The organism is Finegoldia dalianensis, assembly GCF_046255015.1.
GTDB classification, from domain to species: domain Bacteria; phylum Bacillota; class Clostridia; order Tissierellales; family Peptoniphilaceae; genus Finegoldia; species Finegoldia magna.
Window position 1 is genome coordinate 99,267 of the sequence record NZ_JBDLBQ010000003.1, and the last position, 20,217, is coordinate 119,483.

Below are 20,217 nucleotides of genomic sequence, written 5' to 3' on the forward strand. Positions count from 1 at the left end.
ATTTGCTTGAAATTGCAAGAAATGATACATTTTTGCAATTTGATTTGATTTTAATATATAATTAATGGAGAGGTAATTATGAAAAGAATTTTAATTTTGTGTATGTGTTTGTTGTTTTTATCGACAAAATCACTTGCGAATACGGATGTAGTTCTGGATAAAATAATTGAGAAAGACTGTTCCGATTTGTCAGAAAAATTGACAGAGGAAGTTTACGACAAAAATGCAAACTTAGTCATAGTAAATGAAAAAAAGGAATGCGACATAATTTCGGCGCTTAGTTTTGCATATAAGAATAAGGCTGCGATATTGCTTATTCAAAATGATGGAGCATATATAAAGAAAGAAAGTCCGATATTAAATGAAGCTAATAGGTTGAAAGCGAAAAATGTATATATCATAGGCGGACCAAAATCAGTTTCAGAAGAAATCTCTGATAATTTGAAATTGAGCGGTTTGTTGGTTACAAGAATTGATGGAAGAGATCGCGTCGAAGTGTCCAAGAATGTAATCAAAGAAAACACGAATTTGAATCCTACGGATACTTTAGTTATTAGCGATTTGTCCAATTTCAATTTTATTCAAGCAAAGATGGGTTACTATCTTAAAAATGGATACGCAATTACATTTGTACAAGGTAAGAAATTTGACGATTCAATTACAAAGTTTGCTATTGATAAGGGAATTTCAAATATTTTGATAGATCAACCTACATCGGTTATAAGTAGTGAATACGATGAGAAGCTAAAGCAAAATGGTTTCAAGGTTACACGAAATGATTACAAATCGGTCTATGATGCAAATTATGTTCAAAACAGTGATATTAAGTATTCTAAAATTATATTTACTGAATACAAAGATATTAGAACATCTTTATTGGCATCGTATGTTAGCCTACAAAAAAATTACGTAAATATTTTAGTAAATGAAGGCAATGTAGACAAAACTACCAATAAACTTCTTACGACATCTATACAAAATGGTATATATATCGGGAAAAAAGAAGAAAATTTCGAAAAATTAGCAAATAAATTGGATTTATACTACAAAGTTGAACAAAAATAACAGTTTTTTAATCATTTTAGCTAAAAAACTTTAAAAAAAATGGTATTTAGGGTATAATATTAGCTGGAATTTCTATTTTAAGTGAAATTAATTTAAGTTTTAAATAAAAATTAGGAGGAAAGTATGAGCGCAGTGCTTGTAAGTAAAGAAAATAATCAAGCGGTATTCACATGTGAAATACCTGCAGAAGATTTCAATAACGCAATTGAGGAAAGTTATAAAAAGAATAGATCTAAATTTAGTTTAAAAGGATTTAGAAAAGGTAAAGTTCCTAGAAAAATGTTGGAAAGAGCTTATGGTGAAGGTTTATTCTACGAAGATGCTGTAAATCTTTTATTACCAGGAATTTACGAAAAAGCTATCGAAGAATTAGAATTAGAACCAGTTTCTCAACCAGACATCGATCTTGACGATATTACTGAAAATAATGATGTAAAAGTAAAATTCACTGTTGATTTAAAACCAGAATTTGAATTAGGTGATTATTCTAATCTATCAGCTGAAATCGAAGAATACAAGGTAACTGATTCTGATGTTGATTTGAAAATTAACCACGAATTAGAATCAAACGCAAGAGTTCAAGAAGTTGAAGGTAGAGAAGCTAAGGAAAATGACACTGTTTCTATTAATTTCAAAGGTTTTGTAGATGATAAAGCATTTGACGGTGGAGAAGCTGAGGATTATGAATTAGTTTTAGGTTCACACACATTTATTCCAGGATTTGAAGAACAAATCGTAGGTCACAATGTTGGAGACGAATTTGATGTTAATGTTAAATTCCCAGAAGATTACCACGAAGATTCTTTAAAGGGACAAGATGCTAAGTTTGAATGCAAAATCAATTCAATCAAAGAAAAAGTGTTACCTGAATTAGATGATGAATTCGTAAAAGATGTTTCTGAATTCGATACTCTTGACGAATACAAGAAAGACATCAAAGAACACTTAGAAAAAGACAACGAACAAAGACAATTAGTTGAAAAACAAAATAAATCTGTAGAAGCTTTGATTGATGCTACTGAAATTTCAGTTCCAGAATCAATGATTGACAACGAAGTTAACCGTCAATTCCAAGATTTTGCAAGAAGAGTTCAACAAATGGGCTTAAATACAGAACAATATTTCCAAATTACTAACACTTCAGAAGAAGATGTTAAAAACGAATTAAGAGCTAACGCTGAATTAAAAGTTAAAGGTGATTTGGTATTAGAAAAATATATCGAAAAAGAAGCAATCGAATCTACAGATGAAGAATTAGATGAACAATTAAAAGAATTCGCTAAAGTTTACGGACAAGACGACGAAGAAAAATTCATCGAAGAATTCAAAAATAGTCCAAACGTAGAATTCTTAAAAGAAGACATCAAGAGAAAGAAAGCTTTAGAAAAATTAGTAGAAATCACTAAATTTGAAACAAAGAAAGCTGAAGAAACAAAAGAAGATAAATAATATTTCAATATATTAGAATTAATAATAGGAGGTTATTATTATGCCATCTTTAGTACCAATGGTTGTAGAACAAAGTAATAGAGGGGAAAGATCTTACGATATTTTCTCTCGACTTTTAAAAGAAAGAATTATTTTCGTCACAGGCGAAGTTAATGATCAGATGGCGGATCTTGTTATAGCTCAATTATTGTTCTTAGAAAGTGAAGATCCAAAAAAGGATATTCAATTATATATCAATTCACCAGGAGGTTCTGTAAGCGCAGGATTAGCAATTTACGATACTATGCAATACGTTAAACCAGATGTTTCAACAATCTGTGTAGGTATGGCTGCTAGTATGGGAGCAATCCTTCTAACAAGTGGTGCAAAAGGAAAAAGATATGCACTTCCAAATGCAGACACTTTAATCCATCAACCACTTGGTGGAGCACAAGGACAAGCTAGTGATATCGAAATTCACGCTAAGAATATTTTGAAGAAGAGAGAATTATTAAACAAGATATTATCTGAAAGAACTGGACAACCTCTAGAAAAAATTGAAAGAGATACAGACAGAGATTTCATACTAACAGCAGAAGAAGCAAAAGAGTATGGATTGATAGACGAAGTTATTTATACTTCTAAATAAGGAAATATTTATGCCAAAAAATGAAAATCAATATAAATGTTCTTTTTGCGGTAAATCACAAGATGAAGTCAGAAAATTAATTGCTGGACCTGGAGTATTTATTTGCGATGAATGTGTTTCATTATGTAACAGCATAATAGAAGAAGAATTCAAAGATGTAGATACTATCCAAGAAAGAATTGATTTGCCTAAGCCAATCGAAATCAAGGATGTGCTTGATGATTATGTAATCAAACAAGAAGAAGGCAAGAAAGCCTTGGCTGTTGCAGTATATAATCATTACAAAAGAATTAATTCTAATCTAATGAATAATGATGTAGAATTACAAAAATCAAATATTTTATTGGTGGGTCCAACTGGAAGCGGAAAAACACTTTTAGCTGAAACTTTAGCCAAGATATTGGATGTTCCTTTTGCTATAGCCGATGCAACTAGCCTTACAGAAGCTGGATATGTCGGAGAAGATGTAGAAAATGTAATTTTGAAGCTTATTCAAGCGGCGGATTACGATATAGAAAAAGCAGAACAAGGAATCATCTACATTGACGAAATCGACAAGATTACTAGAAAAAGCGAAAATCCTTCCATCACTAGAGATGTTAGCGGTGAAGGTGTACAACAAGCTTTGCTAAAAATAGTTGAAGGTACAATTTGTAATGTACCGCCACAAGGTGGAAGAAAGCATCCTAATCAAGAATATATTCAAGTTGATACAAAAAATATTTTATTCATTGTCGGTGGAGCTTTTGACGGCTTAGAAAAAATAATCGAAAAAAGAACAGAAACAAAATCAATAGGTTTTGGGGCAGATTTGGGAGAAAATGAACACAAGAGAATTTCTGAATTGTTCAAAGATATTAGGCCAGAAGATTTGATTAAATTTGGTTTAATTCCTGAATTTGTAGGAAGAATTCCAGTTTTAGTTACACTTGATGAACTAGATGAACAAGCTTTAATTAAAATACTTTTGGAACCTAAAAATGCAGTTATCAAACAATATCAAGAATTATTCAAAATGGATGATGTTGAGTTGGAATTTGATGAAGATGCATTGAAAGCTATCGCCAAGTTGGCTTACGATAGAAAAACAGGTGCCAGAGGTTTGAGAACAATAATAGAAAAATCTTTGATGAATATTATGTTTGAGCTACCATCAAGACAAGACATTTCCAAAGTAATTTTGACAAAAGAAAGTGTACTAGAAGGAAAAGACCCAAAACTTGTTTTCAAAACAAATAATAAATAACACAAATAGCTCACTTTAGGTGAGCTATTTTTATCAATAGATTAAATTCGAAAGAGGAGTTTGATGAAAGAATACTATACAATATCAGAAAAGAAACTTCCAATAATCGCGTTGCGTGGTTTGTGGTTGTTTCCAAATAATATCCAACATTTTGAAGTTGGAAGAGAAGTTTCATTAAATGCTTTAAATGCTAGTTTGCTCAGAAATTCTGAGATTTTTATTTGTACGCAAAAAGATCCAATGGTAGAAAACATCACAAAAGAAGATTTTTATCATACAGGAGTTCTTGCAAGTATCAAACAAACTATTAAAATGCCAAATGGAAATGTCAGAGTTTTGGTTGAAGCTTACGACAGAGCTAAAATCGTAGACTTTGTTGAAAACGACAGTTTCTTAGAAGCAAACGTAGAAGTTATGGAATACGATAAAACAAAATATCATCCTACAGATAAATCACTGACTATGATTAGGATGATTATTTCTTCGTTTGAAAGCTTGGCAGAAATTATCAAAAAACCATTACCACAAGATTTGCTTGGGGGACTTTTAAACGAAGAAGATCCAAGTTCTTTGATAGATACAATTTCAATGCTAATTTCATTAAACGACAAGGATTCAATTTTATTATTGGAAACTTTGGATATGGATGAAAGAATTGAGTTGGTGTACAAATTTGTAATAAAAGAAATTGAATTTTTGAAGATAAAAGAAGATATCGAACAAAGAACAAACAAAGAAATATCTGACACACAAAAAGAGTATTTTCTTCAAGAACAATTGCGTCAAATCAAGATGGAATTGGGTGAAGAATACGACATTGAAGACACAGATGATTATGCCAACAAAGTTAAGAAACTAAAACTAAAAAAAGATTCTGAAGAACACGTTTTAAAGGAAATCAACAGATTATCTTCTATGAATCCAAATAATCCCGAAAGCACAGTAATCAGAAATTATATCGATCAAGTATTGGATATTCCTTGGAACAAAAAATCAAAAAGTTCGATTGATTTAAAAGTTGCAGAAAAAGTTCTAAATGATGGTCATTTTGGATTAGAAGATGTAAAGAAAAGAATTTTGGAATATTTAGCTGTTAAGAAGATGACTGGATCATTAAAAGGACCTATCCTTTGTTTAGTTGGACCTCCAGGTGTTGGTAAAACTTCAATTGCAAGATCAATCGCTGAAGCAACTAATAGAAAATTCGTATCCATGAGACTTGGTGGAGTGCGTGATGAAGCAGAAATTAGAGGTCACAGAAAAACTTACATCGGAGCAATGCCAGGAAGAATCATAACTCAATTGCAAAAAGCTAAGAAATTAAATCCAGTTTTCTTATTGGATGAAATTGACAAATTAGCATCTGATTTTAGAGGAGATCCTGCAAGTGCCTTGTTGGAAGTTTTAGATCCGGAACAAAACAGTGAATTTACAGATAATTACATCGAAATTCCAGTTGATCTGTCAGATGTATTATTTATCACTACTGCAAATTCACAAGAACAAATTCCAGATGCATTGTTAGACAGAATGGAAGTTATAAGAGTTACAAGTTATACAGATTATGAAAAATTTGAAATAGCTAACAGATATTTGCTTCCACGTCAATTAAAAGAAAATGGAATGGACAAATCCCAATTCCACATCACAAGAGATGCTATCTATACGATTATAAACAACTACACAAGAGAAAGTGGAGTAAGAGAGCTTGAAAGAAATATTGGAAAAGTAGTCAGAAAAGCCGTTGTGAAAATCGTAAGAGATGATGTTAAAAAAGTTGTTGTCAACAATAAAAATCTAGAAAAATTCTTGGGATCAAAATTAGTTTTAGATGATGAAATTCCAAGGGAAGACACAATAGGAGTTGTGAATGGTTTAGCGTGGACACAAGTTGGTGGAGTTATCCTGACAATTGAAGCGAATGTAATGGACGGTACAGGCAAAACTCAACTTACAGGAAAACTTGGAGATGTAATGAAAGAATCTGCAATGGCTGCAATTTCATACATCAGAAGTAACCAAGAGGATTTGGGTATAAAAGGAGAATTCTACAAAGAAAAAGATATTCATATCCACGTTCCAGAAGGTGCTGTTCCAAAAGATGGACCGTCAGCGGGTGTTACAATGGTTACAGCGCTAGTAAGTGCATTGACAGGAAGAAAAGTAAAACACGATTTTGCAATGACTGGAGAAATCACACTTACAGGAAGAGTATTGGCAATTGGTGGAGTTAAGGAAAAAGTATTGGCTGCTCATAGATACGGAATTAATAAAGTTTTCTTGCCAAAAGAAAACAAAAGAGATATCCAAGACATTGATCCTAAAATTAGACAAAAAATCAAATTCTATTTTACAAATAATGTAAAAGAAATTTTGGATGAGGTATTAATCTAATGAAAATAGGTGTAATAAGCGATACACATGGCTCTTTAGATAATACGAAAAAAGCTTTGGATATTCTAAAAGATTGCGACACGATTTTTCATTTGGGAGATGTTTTGTATCACGGACCACGCAATGCTCTTCCAGAAGATTATAATCCCAAAGATTTGGCAGTTATTTTCAAATCTATGGATAATGTGATATATACAAGAGGAAATTGCGATAGTGATGTGGATCAAATGGTTATTGAACACGATTTGACACAAAAACATAGAATCATAAATATTGGCAAATTTAGAATTTTCACAATTCATGGATACGAGGAAGATGAAGAAAAGAGAATTAGAATTGCTAAGGCCAATAATTGTGATATCGTAATAACAGGACACACTCATGTAAAAGTTTTGGAAGATAAAGAAGGCGTTATTTTGTTAAATCCAGGTAGTCCTTCTATTCCAAAAGACGGTGTAAAATCAGTTGCAATAATAGATGATGATGAAATCAAACTTATAGATACAGACTCAAACAAAGTTTTGTCATCTTTGAAAATATGAAGTCAATTAACTCAGAATTGAGTTGATTGACTGTTTAGTTAGGAAGTGAAAAAATGATTCTAATAGGCGCAAAAGACATAGAAAAATCTTTCTTAGATAAAAGTATCTTAGAAAATGTTACTTTTAATATTAACGACAATGATAAAATTGGAATCATAGGAATAAATGGTGCTGGTAAATCCACTTTGTTTAATATTTTGACAGGAGAATTGTCTAAAGACGGTGGAGACTTGTTCATCAAAAATGATATGAAAATAGGATACTTGAAGCAACATAATTCATTCGATTCGACTAATACTTTGTACGAAGAATGCTTGAGCGTTTTTTCAGAAGTATTGAGATTGGAGAACAAACTTCGAGAATACGAAAATCAAATGAAGGATACCGAAGATTTGGAAGATTTGATGAACAAATACCACAGAGATTTGGAAAGATTTGAATCAATGGGAGGATATCTCTACGATTCTGAAATCAAAGGCACACTAAAAGGTTTGGGATTTTCGGATGATGATTTGGATAAAAATGTCACTAATTTCAGTGGTGGTCAAAAATCTCGAATAATGCTCGCAAAACTTCTTCTACAAAAATGTGACGTATTGTTACTAGACGAACCAACCAACCATTTGGATATCAAAGCTATCGAATTTTTGGAAACTTTTCTGAAGAATTACAAAGGCGCTTGTGTGATAATTTCTCACGATAGATATTTCTTAGATGGAATTGTGAATAGGATTTTTCATATGGAAAATAGAACCATCAAAACGTACGAGACAGATTACACTGGTTTTATGAAACAGAGAAAAATCTATATGGATATCCAACGAAAGACTTACGAAAATCAACAACGTGAGTACAAGAGACAACTTGAAATCGTTGAAAAATACACTAGCACTGATAATGCTAAGAAGAATAAACAGGGACAATCCAGAAAGAAACTGTTGGACAAAATGAAGCTTATGGATAAGCCTACTTATGATGACGGAACATTTGGAATTAAATTCAAAATATCTTCACCAAGCGGCAAGGACGTGTTGATGGTTGAAGATTTGTCCAAAAAAATTGACGACAAGCTTATTTTTGAGAACTGTAACTTAGATATATATAAGGAAGAAAGAGTAGGACTTATTGGAGCAAATGGAGTTGGTAAAACGACTTTATTCAATATTATAACCAAAAATTTAAAACCAACTTCAGGAAAATTCAGATTAGGATCTAATGTTAATATCGGATATTTCGACCAAGAACAAATTTATTTGAACGACAAAAACACAATTATCGATGAAATTTGGGACGAATATCCTAAAATGACTCACTACGAAATCAGAAGTGCTCTTGCTATTATGAATTTCGTGGGAGACGATATTTTCAAACTTATTGAAGATTTGAGTGGTGGAGAAAAGGCGCGTGTATCTTTACTGAAGTTGATGCTTTCAAAATCAAACTTTTTGTTACTGGACGAACCTACTAACCACTTGGACATTGACTCAAAGGAAAGTTTGGAAGATTCTCTGATAAATTACGAAGGTACTGTTTTTGTAATTAGTCACGATAGATACTTCTTGAACAGAGTTTGTGATAAAATCATTGTGTTGGAAAAAGATAAAACGACTACTTTCCTTGGAAATTACGATTATTATCAAGAGAAAATCAATGATTTGAAAGTGGACAAAACAGAGGAAAGTTTGAACAAAACTGCAGCTTTGAAAGAAAAGAAAAAACAACGTGCTATCACAAATAATCTTAAAAAATTGAGAAAACAAATTGAAACGATTGAATCGACTATAGATAAAATTGACGAACGAATCAAAGAAATTGAAGACCTGTTTTGTCAAAATGATATTTACGATGATCCTCAAAAAATTCTTCAATTAAATGAAGAACTGGAACATCTTAACGCTGACAAAAATTCTTTGTATTCAGATTGGGAAGATAAACAATTGGAATACGAAGATTTTGATAAAAATTAAGGAGGGAAAACTTGGATTTTTTAGAAAAAAAATTTCGTCTATCTGAGAGGAAAACAGATGTAAAGACGGAATTAATGGCGGGATTTACTACATTTATGACTATGAGTTATATCTTGGCAGTCAATCCTCAAATGTTAAGTGAAACTGGAATGGACAAGGGTGGAGTTTTTACTGCTAGTGTAATTGCAAGTATTATTGCCATGGTTTGTATGGCGTTCTTAGCCAACTTGCCATTTGGTTTGGCACCAGGTATGGGGCTTAATGCATTTTTTACATTTACAGTTGTTAAAACACTAGGCTATACTTGGCAATTTGCGCTTACTGCAGTATTTTTGGAAGGTATTGTATTTTTAATTCTTTCATTATTTAAAGTAAGAGAAATGATTTTTGATGCGATTCCAATTAATTTGAAAAAAGCAGTTAGCTGTGGAATTGGACTTTTCATAGCGCTAGTTGGTTTGGTAAATTCAGGAATTATTTTGCAAGGTGAAGGTACTGTTTTACAATTGGGAAATCTCTTGAGCAGAGAAAGCGTAGTATTTATTGTAGGATTATTCATTATCGCTTTACTTTTGGCTAGAGAAATCAAAGGTGCGTTGATGTATGGGATTTTGGCTTCTACGATTTTAGCTTTAATTTTGGGAGTGTCAAAATACCAAGGCGGATCTCCAATAACATTGCCACCATCATTAGCTCCAGTAGCTTTTAAAATACAATTCGATAAAATATTTACTTTCGATATGTTCACTGTAGTATTCACATTCTTATTTGTAGATATTTTCGATACAGTAGGAACTTTGGTTGGAGTTAGTGCAAAAGCTGGTATGTTAGATGAACAAGGAAAATTAAAAGAAGCATCTCCTGCATTATTAGCAGACGCGATTGGAACAACAATGGGAGCTCTACTTGGTACAAGTACAGTAACTACATTTGTTGAATCGGCATCAGGAGTTGCAGAAGGTGGAAGAACTGGTCTAACAGCTTTGTCAACAGCATTCTTTTTCTTCCTAAGCTTATTCTTGTTCCCAGTATTCGGAATGATTCCTGCACAAGCAACAGGACCTGCATTGGTAATCGTAGGATTATTTATGCTTAGCTCAATCAAAGAAATCGACTTTTACGATTATTCAGAAGCAATTCCTGCATTTATAACAATAATTGCGATGCCATTTTGTTATTCAATTGCAGAAGGAATTTCTTTTGGAATGATAAGCTACGTTTTAATAAAATTATTAGCAGGAAAAAGAAAAGATAATTCTATTTTGATGTATATCTTGGCAATAGTATTCGTTTTAAGAATAATTTGGCCTTTATTTTAAACATTAAATAAAAATAGTAGTGCATGAAAAATGTGCTACTATTTTTTTGTTCAAAACTATTTCATAATTTAAAAATAAGTGTTATACTTTTATTGTAAACGATAACATAATTACAGAGAACACATAGATTTATGAAATTAATTGTTATAAAATCAAATAATTTAGCTAATAAAAAGAAGAAAAATAAAATAAGGAGGTTATAAATATAAGTAAAACGTCTTCTTTTTAAAAATAAAATCAAAGGAGTAAAAATATGAAGAAATTTAGCAAAAAAATATTAATGCTTTTAATGGCAATCGTAGTTTTAGTAACACCTACTTTTGCAGGCGCAGTAAGACAAGAAGTACACAACGATAGAAACTATAATTGGTACATAGATCAAGGAAACACTGGCTGGGCTAGTAACTCAAATTGTGGTCCATCTTCAAGTGTAATGGTCGAAAAATGGTTCAATAGAAATACAATCGCTACAGCAGCAGGAGCAAGAGATCGTTATCCTATGCAAGGTGGATGGTGGTCAACAAACACTGTATCACAATATTTGAATGATCAAAGAATTCCAAATCGTACAATTGTATACAATGGAGAAGATACTTTGACAGATATATTGGATAATGGAAATATTGCAATTGTTTGTGTGAATACTGGATTTATTTCATTTAATAATAACAACAATTCAAATATCGGTAGATTTTACAACTACCAAGGAGGACATTTCTTAGTTGTAAAAGGATACACTCATATAAACAATAGATTGTATTTTGAAGTTTACGATCCAAACAATTGGGGAGAAATGTACTTTAATGGACAACCAAAAGGAAAAGACAGATTATACGCTGCAAATGAATTATCACAATCAATTTTTAGATGGTGGGGAAATATTATAGTAATAGGATAAGAATGAGAGCCTTGAAATTAATTTTTCAAGGCTTTTTTTAATTCTCATTTTATTTATAGATTTTTCCTATAAGTAATGCTTGATTTATTGAATAATCCTATAAATTATAAAATAGTTTTGTTTGATGTTATAATGAAGATGGTGATAAATATGTATTATGTAGGAATTGATATAGGTTCAACTGCTTCAAAGGTAGTTGTTTTAGATGATTCAAAAAAAGAAATTCTTTTCAAAAAAGTTATGCCAACGGGCTGGAGTTCTGTTGAAACAAGTAAAACTATAAAAGAATGGCTAGAATCAAATGGAGTAAACGAAGATAATAGCAAAGTTGTCGCTACAGGATATGGAAGAGTTTCTGTTCCATTTGCGGACAAAGTCGTTACAGAAATAACATGCCACGCAAAAGGAGCAAGTTTCTTCAACGATACTGATATGACTATTATCGACATTGGAGGACAAGATACAAAAGCCATAAGTTACAAAAATGGTATGGTGGAAGATTTCATCATGAATGATAAGTGTTCTGCTGGTACTGGGAAATTTTTGGAAGTAATGGCAAATCGTCTTGGTGTTGGACTGGACGAAATGTTTGATTTGGCAAGAACTGGAAAAGATGTGAAAATTTCTTCGATGTGTACGGTTTTTGCTGAAACAGAAATCATTTCTCTAATAGGAAAAGGTACACCAAAAGAAGATATTGCTTGTGGTGTAATTAATTCTATCATTAATAAAGTGAAGACTTTGGTTCACAGACTTCCTGCTACGGATTATTATTTCTTAACTGGAGGTTTTTCGGGAAATGATTATATGACAGAACACTTGTCAGAACTTCTGTCAGCAACCGTAGAAACAAATGAGAACGCAAGATTTGCAGGAGCGATAGGAGCAGCAGTCTTGGCAAGATAATGGATTATTTAGATATTAGAAAAAACGCATATATCGATGCCCTCACTTTGAGTAAATCAACAACTGTTGTTTCATTGTGGGGCAGAGTTCCATGGGAAATCGTTGAGAGTTTTGGAGTCACAACAGTGTATTCTTATGGAATGGACAGGGAAGTCACAGAAGGTTATTCGGATAATAATTACTGTGATATGTTGAATTCTTCTTTTGCTTATTTGGAACTTGGAAGATGTCCTTTTATGTTTAGTTCATCGTTTTTCATAGTAGATGATAGTTGCAAAATTCGCTACGAAACTTTGAAAAAGAAAACTGACAAAGATGTTTTCGTGTACAAATACAGGGATTATAAATCTTTGATTGAGTATCTGGAAGACAAATTAGACAAAAAATTTGACGAAGAAAAATTTAATGATTTAATTGAAAAATCCAGAGAAATTTCATCTCTTATATTCAATCTCAGAAAATGCGATATTGATGAGAGAAGAATATACGAGGTGGAATATTTCTCCAAATTTATCTTCGACATCGACAAAAGAATAGAATTCATCAAAGAACATATAGATGATTCTTTTAGGGAAAAATCATCGGTTAAGCTTCAGGCAGCAGCTGGAGTGTACAAAAAATTTGATCAATTAATCAAAGAAGGCTATTTTTGTGAAGGCGAATATCACGATATTTTTACAAAAAAAGGATTTGAATACATAGATGAAAAGTACAAGCAATTCGATTTCAAACCAGATTATGTGATACGTAACTGTAGCCAATTTGATTATGATGATAATGTAATTACTTACTAGGGGGTATTTAAATGGCAGATTACAGAAAAATGTGGGAAGATTTAGGAATGAACGTTGAAGAACACGACGTTTTGTGTGAAGTTTTACCACAAGCATTTGGTGATGTATATTTATCACAAGAAAATAGACCAGAAAAAATGGATTATTTCAACATGGTTGTTGCAGAAATCCACGGAATTAGACCAGCTGAATTAATCGAATTCCAAAAAAACGGCGGAAAAGTTGTAGGAACATTCTGTATTCACGTTCCTGACGAAGTAGTATTTGGATGCGGAGCTATTAATACTGGTTTGTGTTCAGGATCTCAATTCTGGGTACCAGGTGGAGAAAAATATCTTCCAACTGCAACATGTCCACTAATCAAAGCATCTTTAGGTGCTAGATTTGAAAAAACTTGTCCATTCTTCAGACTTGCAGATTTATTCGTCGGAGAAACAACTTGCGACGGCAAGAAAAAAGCATGGGAAATCATGTCAAAAGATGCTCCAATGTACATCTTTGATTTGCCACAAATGAAAAGAGACAAAGACGTAGAATTCTTCAAAGATGAGGTTTATAGATACATAGACAGAATCGAAGAATTAACTGGCAACAAATTAACTCCAGAATCTCTTCATGATGCAATTGTTTTAATCAACAATAAAAGACGTGCAATGCAAAGATTGTGGGAATTCCGTAAATTAGATAATGTTCCAATCAGTGGTAAAGATTGTTTATTAATTTCTCAAATCGCATTCTACGATGATCCAACTAGATTTGCACAAAAAGTTAATGAATTGTGCGACGAATTGGATAAGAGAAAAGAACAAAACGTTAGCGTATACAAAAAAGGCGCTACAAGATTAATGTTAACAGGAACTCCATTGTCTATTCCAAACTGGAAACTACACCACATCATTGAATCAAGTGGAGCAGCTGTTGTATGTGAAGAAATGTGTACAGGTTCAAGATATTTTGAATTAACTGTAGATGAATCCGGCAAAACTATGGACGAGATGGTTGACCACTTGACAGACAGATACATGAAAGGCATTAACTGCGCATGTTACACTCCAAACACTGAAAGAGTTGACGACATCATCAGACTTGCAAAAGAATACAACGTTGACGGTGTAATCGATGTTAACTTAAAATTCTGTAACATTTACGATACAGAAGGTCACATTGTAGAAAAAGAACTTAAAGATCACAACATTCCAGTATTGGGAATTGAAACTGATTATACTGACGAAGACAGCGAACAATTGAAGACAAGAATTGAAGCATTCGTTGAAATGATTGAAAATGGCAGATAAAATGAACTACATCTTGTTCAAAGATGTGGCAAACGGACAAAAACTTTACGATTTAATCAAAGAAAATTCTATTAAAGCTACGATTGCACCAACGCCAAGAGTCTTGGATGTGTGTTGTGGGATTTCTATATTGTACGATAACTTGGAAGACAAACCCAAAATCGAAAAAATCATAGAAGAAAACAACATCGAAATCAAGGGCTTTCACGAAATAGAACGAGACATTAATCCTAAAAGGATGAAGTTTCTGTAAATTGTAAAATCAAAAGAGCACACGCAGTGCTCTTTTTTGATGCATGTGAAAAGCTTAAATATGGTAAAATAGTAGTAGCAATAAAAAGGAGTTAAAAATGAGAGCTGGAATTTTTCAATTTATGAATGATGCTGTTAAATTAATTAATAGTCGTTACAAATTCATAAACTTTGTTGCAGAAGAAACAAAAGAGTTTTTCAGTAAAGTTTTTGAAACAAACGAAGATGTTATTAATATTAACGCACGTGTAAAAAAAGAAGACAGCATCAAAGAAAAAATACTAAAACAAAATTATTATATAAAATGTAAAGACGTAGAGGAAGTGTTCAATCTATTTCCAGATTTAATTGGAGTTAGAATAGAATGTCGTTTCAACGAAAATGAAAAAGATTTGTACGAATATTTGAAAAGACTTTTTTATTACAAAGATGAAGACGGCTATTATTATTCTAAGTATGATATGAGAATCAGACTTAACCTAGATCAACCACAACCACAAAAACAAAAAAACGGGTTTGAAATTTATAAAATTGACGCTATTTTTGTGGAAAACGACGATATGAAAATCAATTTTGAAGTGCAAATCAAATCCATGGTTAATGTGTTCTGGGGAGAGGTAGATCATTCGATTTTATACAAAAATTCAAACTACGTTATGACAGAAGATTTGATACGTGATGTAATGTATTCAATCAAAAATAACCTTACAATTATCGACAAACAACTCAACAGTGTTTACAAAAAAATGATGACAGTGGAATCCAACGAAGACGATGCTACAAGACAACAATTTAAAAGCATCATAACAAAAATGATTCACGATGGATACATGCTTAAATTAAAATACAATTTAGGTTTTGTAATAGATATGAGAAATATTGCAAATGTAGTAAGCGATTATTTGTTTTCAATAATGGATGTTTTGGAGAAGAAACAATACGAAGAAAGATTGATCGACATATTAAACAAAGTCAATGCCATAAGTAACAAGCCAATTAGTTTTGGTGAATTGTATGATTTTTCGGATATGGAATTTGGAGATTACATTCACACTTCATTTGCACAGGGACTTAACAGCAGATTGGACAAGGACTTCAACTGGAATTTCTGTTTGTCGATATTATTTGCCCTTGATGACAGAGAAAATAGTGAGATTTTTATGGATTTTGTGTATTATGTGATATATTCCATAAAAAAAGTCATCGAAAAAGAAATCAGCAACTGCAACATCAACCAAACTTACCAAGATATTTTGACGGATAAATTAATGAAAGAAAGCATAAAATATTTGTCGGAATCATATAATATTAATAATTTTTCACAAAATTCATTCGAAATAATAGGAGAAATCGTAGAAGAATTCGTAAAAGATGTGGAAAGCGTGGAAGACATTGAAAAATTAGACTTTTTAGCATTGAGAAACAAATTCTTGGAAAAATTTGAAGGAATCAAAAATGAAGATTAGATGTGGAACTGATATTCTAAGAGTTTCACGAATTGAAAACATAAAAAATCTGGATAAATTTATGCGAAAAGTCTTTACTGAACGAGAAATTTCATACATTGAATCGAAAAATCGTAATTATGAGACGATTACAGGGATGTTTTGCATGAAGGAGGCAGTGTCAAAAGCTTTGAAGACTGGAATTGGTAAAATGAGTTTTATGGATGTGGAGTCTATACATGATGACGGTTTAGTTGTAAAATTAAATACAGATAAATTTCCAAAAGTTTTAGATATTGATGCATCCATTTCTCACGATGAAGAATACGCAATAGCAATGTGCGTGTTGATGTTGGAGGATTAAAATGGATTTTACAATAAAAAAACGCGACCCTTTTTCCAATAAAGGAAACTACGGAAGAGTCTGCATAATTGGTGGTTCGAACGGAATGTGTGGTAGCGTCTACTTGGCAAGCATGGCAGCACTTCGCTGTGGTAGTGGATTGGTGTACACAATTGTCCCTGAAATTATCTCGGAAATCATGCAAATTAAATCCGTTGAGAATATAATACTTCCACTTGAATGTGACGACAAAAAATTGAGTAATAATTCTATTTCTCAAGTTTTAGAATATATTTCCAATAAAAACTGTGTCGCAATTGGTTGTGGCATGGGAAAAGATGAATTAAATTATGAATTGATAAAAGCCGTACTCAAAAACTTCCATAAACCAGTTTTGATAGATGCTGATGGATTAAACTCAATAAAAGATTTCTGTGAACTAGAATTTGAAGATTATTCAGTTGCCATAACTCCACATCCATTGGAATTTAGTAGACTTTCGGGATTGGATGTAGAATATATCAATCAAAATCGTGAGGAAGTAGCTACGGATTTTTCAAAAAAACACAAATGTATAGTAGTTCTCAAAGGCCATCACACAATCGTCGCAAAAAATGACGAAATTTATGTAAACAATACAGGAAACGCAGGAATGGCAACAGCTGGAAGTGGGGATTGTTTGTCTGGAATTATTGCAAGTTTTATGCACAACACAGATGTGTTCGAAGCTTGTAAATTGGGAGTGTATATTCACGGACTAGCTGGAGATTTTGCAAAACAAAAAATAGGAGAGGACAGCATTATTGCATCGGATATTATTAGAAATTTACCGGAAGCGATTAGTGCTTGTAAGGAGAAATAATGTTTAAATATCAAAGTTATTTGAAGGTTGATTTGGACAAATTAAAACACAATTACAAAGAAATCAAAAACATAAGCAATTTAGTCAAAATGTGTGCCGTAGTTAAGGCCAATGCTTATGGACAAGGCGCAGCATTTATTACAAAAGAATTGGAATATTTGGGAATAGATTACTTTGCAGTGTCCAATATAAATGAAGCCTTGGAACTTCGCAAAAATGGAATATTCAAACCAATTATGATTTTAGGATACATTTCCAATGAAAACATTGAAGTCGCCATCAAAAACAATATCGAATTAACAGTTTACGATTATGAAACTGCAGTTGAAATCAACAACGTTGCAAAAAGTTTGAATAAAATATGCAAAGTTCACATCAAAATCGACACAGGAATGACAAGATTAGGGTTCCAAGTTAGACTTGACAAAGATAAATGCTTGGAAGAAATATTCAAAATTTATAAAATGGATAATGTAGTGTTGCAAGGAATTTACAGTCATTTTTCAGATGCTGATAGCGAAGATTATTCCTATACCAAAGAACAATACAATACATACATTGGCTTTATGATTGATGTGGAAAACAGAGGAATAACTGTTCCAATAAAACACATAGCAAATGATGCTGGAGCGATAATTCACGGATATTACTTGGATATGATAAGATGTGGAATCGGACTTTACGGATATCACGCATCAGATTATGTAAGAGAAAATTCTAGGTTAAATCTGGAAGAAATATCTTCGCTTTACACAACAGTGTCAATGATTAAAACAATTCCAAAAGGAACAGACATCGGATACGGAAGAACATTCACGACAAACTCTGAAACAGTAGTTGCAACAGCTACAATAGGTTATGCTGACGGTTATCCTTTGGAATTATCCAACAAAGCTTATGTGATTATCAACGGCAAAAAAGCAAAAATTTTGGGAAAAGTCTGCATGGACCAAATTATGATAGATGTATCTTTCATTAGAGATGTAAAAGTTGGCGACAAAGTTTTGTTATTCGGAAAAGATGACATGGGAGAAATATCATTGTATGATTTGGCGGAAATGGCAAACACAAATGTCTATGAGCTTTTGTGTAGAGTTACAATGAGAATTCCTAGAATTTACACTAGAAATGGAAAAGTCGTAGAAGTGTGCGACTATTTACAAAAAATCAACTAATCTTAGCCCAGCTTTTAAGTTGGGCAAGTTTATTATATTGATTTCTTGAAGTGTTTTGGATATAATAAAAATAGTTCTTAAAATAGCGAAGAGTTTATAGGGTGAGTTTATGAAAGTAAAAAGAGGAGACATATTTTACGCAGACTTAAGCCCTGTTGTTGGATCTGAGCAGGGTGGTGTAAGACCTGTCGTTGTTGTTCAAAATGATGTGGGAAACAAATACAGTCCAACCGTAGTCATAGCAGCTATTACTTCACAAATAAATAAAGCGAAATTACCAACACATGTTGCAATAGAACGATCCAAGTACGGTTTACCGAAAAATTCAGTTATTTTAGCTGAACAAATAAGAACTATTGATAAAAAAAGGCTTCGTGAAAAAGTAGGTAGCTTTGATGATAGAGTTCTGATAAAGTTGGATGAAGCTTTAAAAATATCTGTGGGTATATAATCTAAACTACATATTTTATAAAAAAGTTATCAAATTTGATTTGGTAGCTTTTTTTGTATATAATTTAAGCTATGGAAAATTACGATATTTTTAGATTAAACAACTTTTTAATATACAAAAAAACAGGAACAGATGGATTAAGCATCTACGATTGGAACAAGAAAAAATTCGCATTCAAAAACGAAAATAGCGAACAAGAGCTTCTTAAAATTAACGACATATACATCAACGACAGAAACAGTGACATCGAACTTATCGACCTAGTGGAACGTGAACAAGAAAATTCATTTTCTTCAGTTGTGAATTACTACAGCGACATGAGTGAAGTACAACTTCACAAAAAGACGATACTATATCTTATCAAAGACAAAGATTTTGATATGTTACAAGATTTGTTTGACAAAATCGAAGATGATCAATCATATTCTTATCTATTTGTATACGCAATCAAAAAACTAATTCAATATGGAAATAGTCCGTCACTATTAAAAGGCAACATCGAATTGACAGAAGAAAACCAAGAAATAGTCACAACATTATCCATTAGCATGATATCAGATGCACTATTGAAATATTTTGAATATTTCAAAAAGTTTTTCATATTCACATCCAATTACGTATTCACAATAGATGTCAGAACGTATATACTTATGAATTACATGACGAAATTCATAGCCAAATGGAGAGAATTCCTGTACAAATATTCAAAAGTCGACGACAAAGAATCCACATTCAAATTAATCAACGATTATGTAATTATGCTTTCACAAAGCTTGGACAATGATAATTACTCAATTGAAATGGAAAAAGAAATCATATCAGAAACCAAGAAATATTTGAACGAAGAAGATTATACTAATGTATTCAAAAACTTGTCATCAATACACGATTCGTATTATTTTATACTTTTCGTAGAAGAACTTATCAAACAAGACAAAGACAAAACATTTGAAAAAGTATGGGAAATTTATCGAAAGAGATTAAAAAGCACATACAAAGACAAAAAATACATGAATATCATAATGGAAATCAAATCCTTCGAAGCTAGAAACGATGACTTGTACCAATATTTGAAAAAAAACATAGAGAAAACATTCAAAAAAAGAACAAAGTTATTAGAAATATTACAATTCGTGGATACATTGGATTTTAAATAAAATATTAGAGATTGAACAGGGACATTTAG

General features: G+C 32.0%; 19 protein-coding genes. All 19 read left to right on the forward strand.

Going from position 1 to position 20,217, the window contains the following annotated elements; genetic code table 11:
* Positions 1 to 78 precede the first annotated feature (78 nt).
* The gene (locus ABDJ34_RS04285) at positions 79 to 1,065 is read left to right on the forward strand and encodes a cell wall-binding repeat-containing protein (protein ID WP_412701496.1); all 987 of its coding nucleotides are present in this window, start codon (positions 79 to 81) and stop codon (positions 1,063 to 1,065) included.
* Between the two features lie 123 nt (positions 1,066 to 1,188).
* Complete coding sequence (gene tig / locus ABDJ34_RS04290) at positions 1,189 to 2,514, forward strand: trigger factor (protein WP_412701497.1); 1,326 nt, start codon at positions 1,189 to 1,191, stop codon at positions 2,512 to 2,514.
* Positions 2,515 to 2,554: 40 nt separating this feature from the next.
* Positions 2,555 to 3,142 carry an ATP-dependent Clp endopeptidase proteolytic subunit ClpP gene (gene clpP / locus ABDJ34_RS04295; RefSeq protein WP_002835127.1) on the forward strand — a complete coding sequence of 196 codons (588 nt, stop codon included), beginning with the start codon at positions 2,555 to 2,557 and terminating at the stop codon, positions 3,140 to 3,142.
* 10 nt (positions 3,143 to 3,152) lie between these two features.
* The gene (gene clpX / locus ABDJ34_RS04300; protein ID WP_412701498.1) at positions 3,153 to 4,388 is read left to right on the forward strand and encodes an ATP-dependent Clp protease ATP-binding subunit ClpX; all 1,236 of its coding nucleotides are present in this window, start codon (positions 3,153 to 3,155) and stop codon (positions 4,386 to 4,388) included.
* A 63-nt stretch (positions 4,389 to 4,451) separates the two neighbouring features.
* A complete protein-coding gene (lon, locus tag ABDJ34_RS04305; protein WP_316533118.1) occupies positions 4,452 to 6,782 on the forward strand; it encodes an endopeptidase La in 2,331 nt (776 codons plus the stop codon).
* Positions 6,782 to 7,324: a phosphodiesterase gene (gene yfcE / locus ABDJ34_RS04310; protein WP_311437415.1), complete on the forward strand. Its 543-nt coding sequence runs from the start codon at positions 6,782 to 6,784 to the stop codon at positions 7,322 to 7,324. Before lon ends, yfcE begins: the two co-directional genes overlap by 1 nt.
* A 53-nt stretch (positions 7,325 to 7,377) precedes the next feature.
* Positions 7,378 to 9,291 (forward strand): ABC-F family ATP-binding cassette domain-containing protein, encoded by a 1,914-nt coding sequence (locus ABDJ34_RS04315; protein WP_412701499.1) that lies wholly within the window; start codon positions 7,378 to 7,380, stop codon positions 9,289 to 9,291.
* An 11-nt stretch (positions 9,292 to 9,302) separates the two neighbouring features.
* Positions 9,303 to 10,610: an NCS2 family permease gene (locus tag ABDJ34_RS04320; protein WP_412701500.1), complete on the forward strand. Its 1,308-nt coding sequence runs from the start codon at positions 9,303 to 9,305 to the stop codon at positions 10,608 to 10,610.
* A gap of 253 nt (positions 10,611 to 10,863) precedes the next feature.
* Positions 10,864 to 11,508 carry a cysteine peptidase family C39 domain-containing protein gene (locus ABDJ34_RS04325; protein WP_412701501.1) on the forward strand — a complete coding sequence of 215 codons (645 nt, stop codon included), beginning with the start codon at positions 10,864 to 10,866 and terminating at the stop codon, positions 11,506 to 11,508.
* Positions 11,509 to 11,658: 150 nt separating this feature from the next.
* The gene (locus ABDJ34_RS04330; protein WP_094208925.1) at positions 11,659 to 12,414 is read left to right on the forward strand and encodes an acyl-CoA dehydratase activase; all 756 of its coding nucleotides are present in this window, start codon (positions 11,659 to 11,661) and stop codon (positions 12,412 to 12,414) included.
* On the forward strand, positions 12,414 to 13,208 hold the full coding sequence (locus tag ABDJ34_RS04335; protein WP_412701502.1) for a 2-hydroxyacyl-CoA dehydratase: 795 nt from the start codon (positions 12,414 to 12,416) through the stop codon (positions 13,206 to 13,208). Before ABDJ34_RS04330 ends, ABDJ34_RS04335 begins: the two co-directional genes overlap by 1 nt.
* Before the next feature lie 11 nt (positions 13,209 to 13,219).
* A complete protein-coding gene (locus tag ABDJ34_RS04340; protein ID WP_278735580.1) occupies positions 13,220 to 14,503 on the forward strand; it encodes a double-cubane-cluster-containing anaerobic reductase in 1,284 nt (427 codons plus the stop codon).
* On the forward strand, positions 14,493 to 14,756 hold the full coding sequence (locus tag ABDJ34_RS04345; RefSeq protein ID WP_412701503.1) for a DUF3343 domain-containing protein: 264 nt from the start codon (positions 14,493 to 14,495) through the stop codon (positions 14,754 to 14,756). The genes ABDJ34_RS04340 and ABDJ34_RS04345 overlap by 11 nt, the downstream gene beginning before the upstream one ends.
* Before the next feature lie 97 nt (positions 14,757 to 14,853).
* Positions 14,854 to 16,221, forward strand: a complete 1,368-nt coding sequence (locus tag ABDJ34_RS04350) for a GTP pyrophosphokinase (RefSeq protein WP_412701504.1) — start codon at positions 14,854 to 14,856, stop codon at positions 16,219 to 16,221.
* Positions 16,211 to 16,564 (forward strand): holo-ACP synthase, encoded by a 354-nt coding sequence (acpS, locus tag ABDJ34_RS04355; RefSeq protein ID WP_154253668.1) that lies wholly within the window; start codon positions 16,211 to 16,213, stop codon positions 16,562 to 16,564. The genes ABDJ34_RS04350 and acpS overlap by 11 nt, the downstream gene beginning before the upstream one ends.
* 1 nt (position 16,565) lies before the next feature.
* Complete coding sequence (locus tag ABDJ34_RS04360; protein ID WP_412701505.1) at positions 16,566 to 17,405, forward strand: NAD(P)H-hydrate dehydratase; 840 nt, start codon at positions 16,566 to 16,568, stop codon at positions 17,403 to 17,405.
* On the forward strand, positions 17,405 to 18,580 hold the full coding sequence (gene alr, locus ABDJ34_RS04365) for an alanine racemase (RefSeq protein WP_412701506.1): 1,176 nt from the start codon (positions 17,405 to 17,407) through the stop codon (positions 18,578 to 18,580). The genes ABDJ34_RS04360 and alr overlap by 1 nt, the downstream gene beginning before the upstream one ends.
* A gap of 109 nt (positions 18,581 to 18,689) precedes the next feature.
* On the forward strand, positions 18,690 to 19,031 hold the full coding sequence (locus ABDJ34_RS04370) for a type II toxin-antitoxin system PemK/MazF family toxin (protein WP_002835111.1): 342 nt from the start codon (positions 18,690 to 18,692) through the stop codon (positions 19,029 to 19,031).
* A 71-nt stretch (positions 19,032 to 19,102) separates the two neighbouring features.
* The gene (locus ABDJ34_RS04375) at positions 19,103 to 20,188 is read left to right on the forward strand and encodes a phage tail protein (RefSeq protein ID WP_412701507.1); all 1,086 of its coding nucleotides are present in this window, start codon (positions 19,103 to 19,105) and stop codon (positions 20,186 to 20,188) included.
* The last annotated feature ends 29 nt before the right edge of the window (positions 20,189 to 20,217 follow it).